11 protein-coding genes are annotated in these 12,229 nt (G+C 43.2%); 10 read left to right on the forward strand and 1 reads right to left on the reverse strand.

Annotation, left to right across the window (positions count from 1 at the left end; all coding sequences use genetic code 11):
* The first annotated feature begins 22 nt into the window (after positions 1 to 22).
* From ftsW to mutT, 10 genes are all read left to right on the forward strand, one after another.
* Entirely contained in the window at positions 23 to 1,246 is a 1,224-nt protein-coding gene (gene ftsW, locus NLG07_RS05695; RefSeq protein WP_254856731.1) for a putative lipid II flippase FtsW, read from the forward strand.
* Entirely contained in the window at positions 1,239 to 2,270 is a 1,032-nt protein-coding gene (murG, locus tag NLG07_RS05700; protein WP_368501293.1) for an undecaprenyldiphospho-muramoylpentapeptide beta-N-acetylglucosaminyltransferase, read from the forward strand. Before ftsW ends, murG begins: the two co-directional genes overlap by 8 nt.
* Positions 2,267 to 3,169, forward strand: a complete 903-nt coding sequence (locus NLG07_RS05705; protein WP_254856732.1) for a D-alanine--D-alanine ligase — start codon at positions 2,267 to 2,269, stop codon at positions 3,167 to 3,169. The genes murG and NLG07_RS05705 overlap by 4 nt, the downstream gene beginning before the upstream one ends.
* Entirely contained in the window at positions 3,169 to 3,903 is a 735-nt protein-coding gene (locus NLG07_RS05710) for a cell division protein FtsQ/DivIB (RefSeq protein WP_254856733.1), read from the forward strand. Before NLG07_RS05705 ends, NLG07_RS05710 begins: the two co-directional genes overlap by 1 nt.
* A 29-nt stretch (positions 3,904 to 3,932) precedes the next feature.
* Positions 3,933 to 5,162: a cell division protein FtsA gene (ftsA, locus tag NLG07_RS05715; protein WP_254856734.1), complete on the forward strand. Its 1,230-nt coding sequence runs from the start codon at positions 3,933 to 3,935 to the stop codon at positions 5,160 to 5,162.
* Positions 5,163 to 5,207: 45 nt separating this feature from the next.
* Positions 5,208 to 6,323: a cell division protein FtsZ gene (gene ftsZ / locus NLG07_RS05720; RefSeq protein ID WP_254856735.1), complete on the forward strand. Its 1,116-nt coding sequence runs from the start codon at positions 5,208 to 5,210 to the stop codon at positions 6,321 to 6,323.
* Positions 6,324 to 6,398: 75 nt separating this feature from the next.
* A complete protein-coding gene (gene lpxC / locus NLG07_RS05725) occupies positions 6,399 to 7,313 on the forward strand; it encodes a UDP-3-O-acyl-N-acetylglucosamine deacetylase (protein ID WP_254856736.1) in 915 nt (304 codons plus the stop codon).
* A gap of 71 nt (positions 7,314 to 7,384) precedes the next feature.
* Positions 7,385 to 8,251 carry a M23 family metallopeptidase gene (locus tag NLG07_RS05730; RefSeq protein ID WP_254856737.1) on the forward strand — a complete coding sequence of 289 codons (867 nt, stop codon included), beginning with the start codon at positions 7,385 to 7,387 and terminating at the stop codon, positions 8,249 to 8,251.
* A gap of 25 nt (positions 8,252 to 8,276) precedes the next feature.
* Positions 8,277 to 10,958, forward strand: a complete 2,682-nt coding sequence (gene secA / locus NLG07_RS05735) for a preprotein translocase subunit SecA (protein ID WP_254856738.1) — start codon at positions 8,277 to 8,279, stop codon at positions 10,956 to 10,958.
* Complete coding sequence (gene mutT, locus NLG07_RS05740) at positions 10,958 to 11,362, forward strand: 8-oxo-dGTP diphosphatase MutT (RefSeq protein WP_254856739.1); 405 nt, start codon at positions 10,958 to 10,960, stop codon at positions 11,360 to 11,362. Before secA ends, mutT begins: the two co-directional genes overlap by 1 nt.
* Here mutT and NLG07_RS05745 read toward each other — a convergent pair.
* Positions 11,352 to 12,224, reverse strand: coding sequence for an aspartoacylase (locus NLG07_RS05745; protein WP_254856741.1), 873 nt, complete (start codon positions 12,222 to 12,224; stop codon positions 11,352 to 11,354). The two genes, mutT and NLG07_RS05745, sit on opposite strands and share 11 nt — an antisense overlap.
* Positions 12,225 to 12,229: the final 5 nt, after the last annotated feature.

A 12,229-nucleotide genomic window follows, 5' to 3' on the forward strand; every position in this document is an offset into this window, starting at 1 on the left:
AAAATGTATTACCGAGGATAACATGCAACTCAGTTTGCGCCAGATGTTTCAAGAACAATATGATGAGCATCCCACTGTTGAATATGATCGTGGAATTTTGCTCGTTGCCGCCATCTTAATGTTCTTGGGCATCGTCATCGTTGCATCTGCGTCCATGCCTGAAGGGATCGCTAAATACAATAATCCTTACTTTTTTATTATTCGGCATTTGGTCTTTGCCACGCTCGCCATCATTGCAGGTATGATCACATTAACTATTCCCGTTGCCCAATGGCATAAACACAGCGCTATATTGTTATTTGCGGCGTTGGCCCTGTTGGTTGCGGTTTTGTTTATTGGGCACAATGTCAATGGTGCAACTCGTTGGATCCGAATTGGTCCAATTAATATCCAAGCAGCAGAGCCGGCAAAATTGTTCTTTTTTGCGTTTTTTGCCAGTTATCTCGTGCGGCGAAATGAACAAATCCAAGAGACATGGCGAGGCATATTAAAACCAGTAGTTATGTTGAGCATTCTCGCTTTCTTATTAGGTTTACAGCCGGATCTAGGCACGATTATTGTCTTATTCGTAACCACCTTTGCGGTGATGTTTTTAGGCGGCGCAAAAGTCATAAACTTTGTTTTTTTAGTCTGCTCAGGCTTGGTATTCATAGTACTAATGATCATTTCCAAAGAATATCGAATGCGTCGAATTGAAGCGTTTCTCGATCCTTGGGCCGATCCATTTGGTTCAGGCTACCAACTGACACAGTCACTGATGGCTTATGGCCGAGGAGACTGGTTTGGTCAAGGGTTGGGCAATAGTTTGCAAAAATTGAGTTTCTTACCCGAGGCACATACCGATTTTATTGTGGCAATACTCGCCGAGGAACTTGGTTATATCGGTCTCATGTCGTTGTTGCTTTTGATTTTTGTACTTGTCTTTAAAGCCATGCGCCTCGGTAACAAATGCTTGCAAACTCAACTCCCCTATCACGGTTACCTCGCCTATGCGATAGGGATATGGTTTAGTTTTCAGACGCTGGTCAATGTTGGTGCCAGTGCAGGTATGTTGCCCACCAAGGGGTTAACCTTACCATTGGTGAGCTATGGTGGTTCAAGTTTAATTATTATGGCCATTGCGGTGGCACTCTTGGTCAGAATCGATTTTGAATATCGTTCTACGTATCGTGCGAAGCACAAACAGCTAAAACAAAAGCAAACAGAACCGCACGATCAAAATGATGACGAGGTATCTGATGCCTAAGTTACTGATCATGGCTGGCGGTACTGGGGGCCATATTTTCCCCGCTTTAGCTGTTGCAGATGCTTTAGCCAAAAAAAATTGGGAAATCGCTTGGTTAGGTACGGCTGATCGAATGGAAGCGAAGATTGTCCCCAAACACGATATTCCCTTCTACCCTATAGTAGTTAAAGGGCTTAGAGGAAATGGACTATTACGGGCTGTGGCTGCCCCTTTTATGCTCATAAGATCAGTCTGGCAAGCCTTTCGAATAATCTGTAAAGTCAAACCAGATGTCATGTTGGGAATGGGCGGATACGCAAGCGGGCCAGGCGGTGTTGCAGGATATTTATATGGTTTACCGCTGGTGTTACATGAACAAAATGCGGTGTTTGGAATGACAAATCGATGGTTGAGTAGAATAGCTAAACATACGTTAACAGGCTTTGACTTCGGTTCATCCAGGTACCGCTATGTTGGTAATCCAGTACGTGAAGATTTTTGGCAAATCCCACCGCTACAGACACCTTTGCAAAATAATATTCTCATTGTTGGTGGTAGCTTAGGTGCACAGGTGCTCAATACCGAAGTGCCGAGCATTTTACGCAATCTAAAGGTCGGTAAAGTAACCCATCAAACGGGTAAAAATAACGTTGAGGCCGTAACCAAGGCTTATGCTAATATGCCAGATGTGACGGTGTGTGAATTTATAGACGAGATGTCAAATGCATTTGCCGAACACGATATTGTAATTTGTCGAGCGGGTGCGTTAACGGTAGCCGAAGTAGCCGCAGCTGGAAGAGTGGCGATTTTTGTCCCTTATCCACATGCTGTTGACAACCATCAATACCAAAATGCACAAAGTCTTACTTTGGCAGGTGCTAGTACAACGTTATTGCAATCTAATATCCAGGACTTAGGCACTGTATTACAAAATTTATTAAACGATCCGACATTCACAATGCAAATGGGACGTAAAGCAAAAACGTTTGCATCACCGAATTCAGTTGACAATATATGTTCAGTTTTAGAGGAAGTAGTCACATGAAAGTAGCTGTTTTGATGGGTGGCAAGTCAGCTGAAAGAGACGTTTCTTTAGCATCGGGACGTGCAGTGTGCGAAGCGTTATCAACCTTAAAAATTGAACATGTAATGTTTGACCCAGCGGAGCAACCACTCTCTGAACTACAAGCAATGAATATTGATCTGGCGTTTATTATATTGCATGGCCGTGGGGGCGAAGATGGCACCATTCAAGGTGCATTAGAGTATTTAGAAATACCTTATACAGGGTCTGGTGTACTTGGTTCAGCATTGGCTATGGATAAGATCCATACCAAAGAGGTTTGGGTGGCAAGACAGTTGCCAACGCCGAATTTTGTGCGGGTAAACTCGCCTTTACAAGAAGCTGAAGCGAACAAAATTTTATGTGAATTTACGCATAATATCATGGTCAAACCGAGTCATGAGGGTTCCAGTATCGGCATGGCAAAAGTTCAAAATAGTGCAGAATTAATTGCAGCAGTGAATACTGCATTAGAACTTGATAATGAGGTGTTACTCGAAGCGTATGTGACTGGACAAGAATATACAGTCGCGATTTTGGATGACGTTGCGCTTCCGAGCATCCGCATGGTTACGCCACACGTGTTTTATGATTATGCTGCCAAATATCAAGATAATACAACTGAATATTTTTGTCCCAGCGGTCTCACCGATGACGAGGAGCAGCAATTAGCGACCCTCTGTCTCGATGCATTTCGCAGTGTTTCTGCAACTGGATGGGGACGAGTTGATGTGATGCGCGATGAGACGGGGCAATTTTTATTACTTGAGGTCAATACAGTACCAGGCATGACAACCAAAAGCTTGGTACCAAAGGCAGCGCGTCAAGCAGGAATAGATTTTCCAAACTTGGTGCTCAAAATAATGCAAACGGTGCGGTAATGACCAGCGTAGATCAAGACTCATCAATAAGTTATGAACGCTGGGTGAGTTTGATTTTTTTAACCGGTGTATTGGTTAGTTTTGCTGTTGGTGGTATGAGCTTGCGCAGCTGGATGTTGGATGCGCAAAAAGTGCCAGTGCGACATATACAAATTCTAGGAAAAACGGAATACGTTCAGCGAGAGACTTTAGTTGAATTTATTCGTGAATCCCATACCGGGAGTTTTTTTGCTTTAGATGTCAATGCCATTTATGAGAGCTTATTGGAACAACCTTGGGTATATCAGGCTTCGGTCAGAAAAAAATGGCCAGATACGTTGCAGGTATTTGTCGTTGAGCAGATTCCAGTGGCGAATTGGAATGGTGATCAGTTAATCAATTCTGAAGGCAGTGCCTTTAGTGGAAATATTCAGCTGGCAAAATTACCGAGTATGTATGGCCCTAATGGTGCTGAACAAACTGCATTAACAGGGCTTAAGGCGATGTCCAGTTTATTGACTCAACATGATTTGGTGATAGATAGTTTGTTGTTGACTGAGCGTTTTGCTTGGCAAGTTGAGCTTAAAAACGGCATCAGAATTAATTTAGGGCGACAAGATTTTATTGAGCGAGTACAACGGTTTGTGAATTTGTACCCGCTGTTATTAGAACAAAATAAATCGATAGAGTATGTTGATCTACGCTACGACACAGGTGCAGCAGTACGTTTCGTAGAAAAGACTACATCGATTTAACGAATGGTTTAAATAGGAAGATTGCGCACATGGCAAAAATCGAGACTTCAGGTTTGCTTGTTGGATTAGATATTGGTACACACAGTATTAAAGCTGTATTAGGTGAAGTGCTAGATGATGGTGATATCAATGTATTGGGTGTCGGCAATCACCTTGTAAAAGGGATGGATAAAGGCGGTGTGAACGATCTAAACCTAGTCTCTGACGCGTTAAAACGGGCTGTAGAAGAGATGGAGTTAATGGCTGATTGTCGTGTTTCATCTGCTATTTTAGGTATTTCTGGACGGCATATTGGTTGTCAAAATGAACACGGTATGGTGCCAATAAATCATAATGAAGTGACCCAGGATGATATTGTGAATGTTATACATGCTGCGCGTTCGGTGCCCATTCCTGCAGATCGTAGGATCTTGCATGTGTTGCCACAAGAGTACAGTGTTGATGTTCAAGAGAACGTTAAAAATCCGTTAGGTATGTCTGGTGTACGGATGGAAGCAAATGTTCATATTATTACCTGTGCAGATGATATGGCTAAGAATTTTATCAAGTGTACCGACCGATGTGGTATTAGTATCGACAGTACCGTTTTCTCAGCGTTAGCCTCAAGCCACTCTATACTTACCGAAGACGAAAAAGAGCTCGGTGTCTGTCTAGTCGATATCGGGGCAGGGACAGTTGATATAACTATCTATGCTGATGCGTGCGTGAGATATTCAGCGGTGATCCCGATTGGTGGCAATCAAATCACTAATGATATTGCCAAAATATTCCGCACACCATTGAATCATGCGGAACAAATCAAGATATCTCAAGCGTGTGCGCTCAAAGATCTCGTCAGCATGGAAGAAACGATCAATGTACCGAGTGTAGGTGGACGTGAAGATCGCAGCATGTCCCGCCATACGTTGGCGGAAGTGATTGAACCTAGGTTCCATGAAATTCTAGAACTCGTTTATGAACACATTAGAGATAGCGGATTATTCGAACAGGTTGCTGCGGGTGTTGTATTGACTGGTGGTACCAGCAAAATGCCGGGTGCCTTAGAATTAGCTGAGAGCATTTTCAGTTTACCAGTGCGAATCGGTAAGCCAATGAATATCAAAGGGTTAACAGATTATGTCAACGATCCAACGTATGCACAAGTCATCGGTTTATTACATTACGGAAAGCTAGAAACGATGGAAAATATATCGCCTATCAGGAATACAGAAGAAGGGATTTTTCAGCGAATAAAAGCTTGGTTTAAAGGCGAATTTTAAAAAATAATAATATATAATAGTGAAAATATATTGGAGAGCAGAAATATGTTTGAATTAATTGAAGACGATAGTACCGAAGCGGTGATTAAAGTCATTGGCGTAGGTGGTGGCGGCGGTAATGCCGTTGAACACATGGTCAAAAATAAAATTGAAGGTGTTGAGTTCATCGCAGTTAATACAGATGCTCAAGTCCTAAAAAAATCTAATGCAGATACAATCTTGCAAATCGGTAATGCTGTTACCAAAGGCCTAGGCGCAGGAGCTGATCCAAATATTGGCCGTGAAGCGGCACACGAAGATCGCGAAACCCTTCGCCAGGCTATCGACGGTGCTGATATGGTATTTATTACCGCTGGTATGGGTGGTGGCACCGGTACGGGTGCGGCGCCAGAAGTTGCTAAGATTGCTCGTGAAATGGGGATCTTAAGTGTTGCAGTGGTGACCCGTCCATTTCCATTTGAAGGCAAAAAGCGTAACGGCTATGCTTCGCAAGGTATCGATGAGCTGGCTAAACACGTTGATTCACTCATTACCATTCCGAATGAAAAACTCTTAAAAGTTTTGGGCAAAGGTACTCCGTTATTAAAAGCCTTTGAAGCTGCTAATGACGTACTATTGGGCTCAGTAAGAGGTATTGCGGAATTGATCACGACTGAAGGTCTGGTCAATGTTGACTTCGCAGACGTTAAGACAGTGATGTCAGAAATGGGGACGGCAATGATGGGTACAGGTTCCGCTACAGGTGAAGACCGTGCTGAAGAAGCCGCAAGCCAAGCAATTGCCTGTCCGTTGCTAGAAGATATCGATTTAACTGGTGCGAAAGGTATTTTGGTAAATATCACCGCAGGTCCTGATTTTGCGATCGACGAGTATGAAACTGTAGGTAACGCAGTAAAAGCTTTTGCCTCAGAAAACGCCACGGTAGTCGTTGGTACGGTTATCGACATGGATATGACTGACGAAGTGCGCGTAACAGTCGTTGCAACCGGGATTGGTACTGAAAAGCCAGATATTTCAGTGGTACCAACTTCGCCACAGGTGGCCAAATCTGTTGTTGTTGGAGCGTCTCATGCTGCTGCACCAGCACCTGATACGACTCCAGAAAAAGACGCTGAGGAGTATTTGGATATTCCAGCGTTTTTACGTCGTCAGGCAGATTAATTCATCTGATTGAATTATGATTGACTGTTAACTGGTACGACCATATAATATACCACCAGTTTTCAAGGGTTTACTATGATTAAACAACGTACAATCAAACATGCGGTTCAAGAAACCGGTATTGGCTTGCATAAGGGCAACAAGGTCACGATGACACTGCGCCCCGCTCCCGCTAATACTGGGATTATTTTCCGTCGTATTGATTTGTCTCCACACGTTGATATACCTTCCCGTGCAGACGCAGTTAAGGACACAGTGCTATGTACTTGTGTGAGTAACTCTGATGGCGTGGCAATTCATACCGTTGAACACCTTGTTTCTGCTCTAGCTGGGCTTGGCATTGATAATATTATCGTAGAAGTAAACAGTCATGAACTCCCTATTATGGATGGCAGTGCGAGTCCATTTATCTTTTTACTACAATCGGCAGGGATTGAAGAGCTCAATGCACCTAAGCAGTTTTTGCGCTTGATTAAGCCGGTTCGAGTTGAAGAAGGTGATAAGTGGGCAGAATTACTTCCGTACAATGGTTTTAAAGTTGATTTTAGAATTGATTTTGACCATCCAGTAATCAGCCAAACTCGTCAACATATGGAATTAGATTTTAGTTCTGACTCCTACATTGACCATGTATCTCGTGCAAGGACCTTTGGTTTCATGCGTGATCTTGAAACCATGAATGCGATGGACTTAGCTTTAGGCGGCAGTATGAATAATGCTGTAGCGCTCGACGAATATCGGGTCCTGAATCCTGAGGGACTGCGCTACAGTGATGAGTTTTTAAAACACAAAATCCTTGATGCCGTCGGTGATCTGTATTTAGGTGGTTACAGCATCATTGGCATGCTCAAAGCTTACAAGACGGGGCATGGCCTTAATAACAAGCTTCTCAATGCTGTGATCAACGACAAATCGGCATGGGAGTTTGTGACATACGAAGCTGGTGATGTACCGATTCAATATATTAATCCGGTACTTGCCACTATTTAGCGCCATCGTCTGCTTGAATTCCATAGCGATTCAGTTAAAATCGCTGTTTGAATATCTTTTAAACAACACATATGCGCTTGCAACTTCAACTAGAACACAGCGGTAAACGTTATCGAACAGACTTGTCGATTCGACGTGTTTTGGTCTGTTTTGTAATGGCCAGTTTAGTGTTTATTGTGTCCTCGCGTTCTACCCAAATTACTACAGAACACGCCAATCAAGTGAGTTTAGTCAAACAGGGTTTGCTGGCACAGCAAAGCATGTTAGAGCAAGTCATTGAGCAATCTGACATTGAACAAAATGCCCTACTACAGCACATCTCGGCAATGCAAGCACAGTTATCTCTGCTTTCTTTACAGCAGATAGACATTGCCAAAGCAATGAATGTCAAACTTATCGATATCCCTATACCCGTTCCAGAACTAGAATTTGAGCCATCGGTGAGTGGTTCTTTGCAAGCTCTACAACGCCAATTAGACGATCAAATTAAGCAACTAGCGATCCTTGAAAATGTCTTTAACAACACCCATATAGATATTCAACAACGTATAACCGGTCGGCCAATACAAACCGGTTGGTTATCTTCCTATTATGGAATGCGGGATGACCCCTTTACAGGGAAGCAAGCCATGCACAAAGGAATTGATTTTGCAGGGAATGAAGGCGATCCAGTTATCGCGACTGCCGCTGGCGTAGTGACTTGGTCAGGTGAGCGGTTTGGCTATGGAAATTTGGTCGAAATTAATCACGGTAATGGATTAGTCACTCGATACGGGCACAATCAGAGCTTAAACGTTGTCGTCGGGGAAGTGGTAACAAAAGGACACCGTATTGCTACCATTGGTAATACGGGGCGTTCGACAGGCGCACACGTTCACTACGAAATAATAAAACAAGGTAAACAAATTGATCCCCTCCCTTATGTTTACCGCAAATAACTAAATTTACGGAATTTATTACAGCATGTTTTCATCAATCGCACGGAAAATTTTTGGCAGTCGTAACGATCGCATTCTCAAACAAGTAAACAAACGCGTTAAGTTAATTAACCAACTTGAAGCTGAGTTAGAGGCTTTATCAGATGAAGAGCTAAAGGGTAAAACCACGTTTTTTAAACAAGCTTTAGCTGAGGGCAAAACCTTAGATGACATTCTTGTAGAGGCATTTGCTGTGGTTCGTGAAGCCAGTAAACGCGTTTACGGTATGCGTCATTTTGATGTGCAGATGACCGGTGGTGTGATTTTGCACGAAGGTAAGATTGCTGAAATGCGTACCGGTGAAGGTAAAACGTTAACTGCAACTACGGCGACTTATCTCAATGCCTTGACCGGTAAAGGTGTCCATGTCATTACAGTCAATGATTACCTTGCCAAACGTGATGCGGATGGATTGCGTCTGTTATTTTCATTCCTCGGTTTAACCGTCGGCTGTAATATTCCAGGTATGTCTCAGCAAGAAAAAGTTGAGGCATACGCGTGTGATGTAACTTACGGCACAAATAACGAATTTGGCTTTGATTACCTTCGCGATAATATGGCATATAGTCCTGAACATAGAGTTCAACGCGGTTTGTATCATGCTGTTATCGATGAGGTGGATTCGATTTTAATTGATGAAGCAAGAACGCCTCTAATTATATCTGGTGCAGCTGAAGACAGTTCTGCGCTGTATAAGCAAATTAATGCTTTGGTTCCTAAACTTGTTCAGCAGGAAAAAGAAGATACTGAAGAAGAAGTTGGTGAAGGTCATTACACGGTAGATGAGAAAGCTAAACAAGTTTATTTGACTGAAAAAGGTCAAATATACGTTGAAGAACTCATGATTCAAGCAGGCATATTAAAAGAAGGTGACTCTTTATTTGCTTCTGCGAATATTGCCTTATTACAACACGTTAACGCAGCTCTTAAAGCGCATAAAATCTTTGTCAAGGATGTGGACTACATTGTCAAAGACGAAGAAATTGTGATTGTCGATGAACACACTGGCCGTACGATGGAAGGACGTCGTTGGTCTGAAGGTTTACATCAAGCCGTAGAAGCGAAAGAAGGCGTAAAGATCCAAAACGAAAATCAGACTCTTGCATCTATTACTTTCCAAAATTACTTCCGACTGTACGAAAAACTCAGTGGTATGACAGGGACTGCAGATACTGAAGCGTTTGAATTTCAGCACATTTATGGTTTAGAAACGGTTGTTATCCCAACCAATAAGCCTATGGTCCGCAAAGACTTGTCCGATTTGATTTATCGCACAGCGGGCGAAAAATATTTAGCGATTGTTGAAGACATCAAAGAATGTGTGAAACGAGGTCAGCCAGTCTTGGTAGGCACGATTTCGATTGAAAATTCAGAGCTATTGTCTTCTGTTCTCAAAAAAGAAAAAATCAAACACAAGGTCCTCAATGCCAAGTTTCATGCGCAAGAGGCTGAAATTGTCGCCCAAGCTGGGATGCCAGCAGCTGTAACCATTGCCACAAATATGGCTGGTCGTGGCACTGACATTGTATTAGGTGGTAATTTACAAGCTGAGCTAGAAGGTGTGACTGATGAAGCTAAACGTCAAAAGTTGACCGAAGCCTGGCAGGAGCGTCATGCAGCGGTGCTAGAAGCCGGCGGCCTGCATATCATTGGTACCGAACGCCATGAATCACGGCGCATCGATAATCAGTTGCGAGGCCGTTCAGGACGGCAAGGTGATGCGGGGTCTTCGCGCTTTTATTTGTCTTTAGACGATCCGTTGATGCGTATTTTTGCATCCGAAAAAATGGGCGCAATGATGCAACGTCTTGGTATGGAAGAAGGGGAAGCGATTGAGCATCCTTGGGTAACTCGAGCCATTGAAAATGCCCAACGCAAAGTCGAAACGCGTAACTTTGATATTCGCAAACAGCTTTTGGAATATGATGATGTTGCAAATGATCAGCGTAAAGTGATCTATGAACAGCGTAATGAGCTCCTAGAAGACGGTGACATGGGCGAAACGATAGCCGCAATTCGCAATGATGTGGTTAACGATATTATCAGCGAATATATTCCACCTGAGTCATTGGAAGAGATGTGGGATGTACCCGGTTTAGAAGAGCGTTTAAGAGCCGATTTTCAAGTCGAATTGCCTTTGCAACAATGGCTTGATGAAGACGACAAGCTGTTTGAAGAAAAACTGCGCGAAAAAATTCACGCTGAGATAGATGCAGCTTACCAAGCCAAAGTTGACATGGTTGGTGAAGATGTGATGCGTCAGTTCGAAAAAGCTGTCATGTTGCAGAGTTTAGACAACCATTGGAAAGAGCATCTTGCGGCGATGGATTATTTGCGTCAGGGTATTCATTTACGTGGTTATGCGCAAAAGAATCCAAAGCAAGAATACAAACGCGAGTCTTTTGAGTTATTTGCAGCCATGCTTGACAACCTTAAAGCAGAAGTCATTAGTCTGCTGTCTAAAGTAAAAGTACAAGCTCAAGAAGATGTGGATGCAGTCGAACGTCAGCGTGCAGAACAAGCTGCAAAAGCGACCAAAACCAATGAGGATAACCAGCCGGCGGGCACTGTCAGAGTCGGTAATCGCACAGAGCCTAAAGTAGGTCGAAATGAACCTTGTCCTTGTGGCTCAGGCAAAAAGTACAAGCAATGTTGCGGTAAACTTTAATGACTCAATCTTCATCTGACATCGATGTTGCGGTTGGGGTGATCCTCAGAGATGGTGCTTGCTATATCACTAAGCGCTCTGAGACGCAACATCAAGGCGGTAAGTGGGAATTTCCTGGCGGTAAATTAGAGGGCGATGAAACCCCTTTCAATGCCTTGGTTCGTGAACTCAGAGAGGAAGTAGGGATCAGCATTCTGGATGGTGAAGCTCAGTTTGTGATTACTTTTGAGTATCCTGAGAAGACGGTTCACTTACACGTTTTTTGGGTACACTTATTCAATGGTGAACCTGAATCAAAAGAAGGGCTAGAGGGACGTTGGGTGGCGTTGAGTGAACTACCATCCTTGACATTCCCCGAGGCCAACCAACCAATCATAGATAGCTTACTGGAACTTACCAAATAAATTTATCGGCGGTGGCAAAGGCCACTGCGCTTGCTTTATAAGCAGCTTCATTAATGAAATGAGGATAAACGCTCTGCTCGCCGTCGTAATTAATACAACTTCCATCAAACATTAAAAACATAGGTTGACCTGGTTCTAGAACAGCAAAGTCACGATCTTGGATGTTTGGATGAACAAGGCCTAGTATTTTTTCTTCTTCCGACAATGGAAAATGCATCACTTCGAGAAGCCTATAGGCTTCAAAACCGCCAAACTCTGGTACTGCTTCGCGATTGTACAAGACAATATATTCAAGAATGTGACCAAGCATCTCAACACTTTGGGCATAGACATCGGCTCTACATACGCCTTGAGGTTGAGCTCCGAGTTCGAGCATAATGCCGTATCTCCCACACGTGCAAAGGTAAGGATGTTCTAAGTAACTGACTTCGTCTTCAACAAGAATGTGAGCACTTGGCATCTGTTGTTTCAGGTAGGCTGCCATATTGCGATAAAAATCATTCGATTCTAGGACGATCAACGTGGCCCCCATATTGGAGGTAGTATTGTGGATATCGATGACTAAATCGGTGCGAGGGTTATCTTTCGGCCCAATTTTACGATTGATGGTTTGGGCAAGGTTAAGCTCATATAGAGAGTTTGCTTGGTAAGCTAAGTTATCCAATGCAAATTGACGATTTAAATCTACGTCTATAAAACGAGTATTGGCAGCAACAGCATCGGGGTTTGCAATCAGGAAACTATAATCCAAAGAATCAGGCAAACTGTGAATGCCCCCAGCTAAGTTATTGATGAGATGTATTCCGGTAAGCTCGTTACCATGAGTGCCGCCTACTATTGCGACAGAAGAAATTGAGGGCATACTAA

Origin of the sequence: Alteromonas sp. LMIT006 (assembly GCF_024300645.1) — a bacterium.
GTDB lineage: Bacteria > Pseudomonadota > Gammaproteobacteria > Enterobacterales > Alteromonadaceae > Opacimonas > Opacimonas immobilis.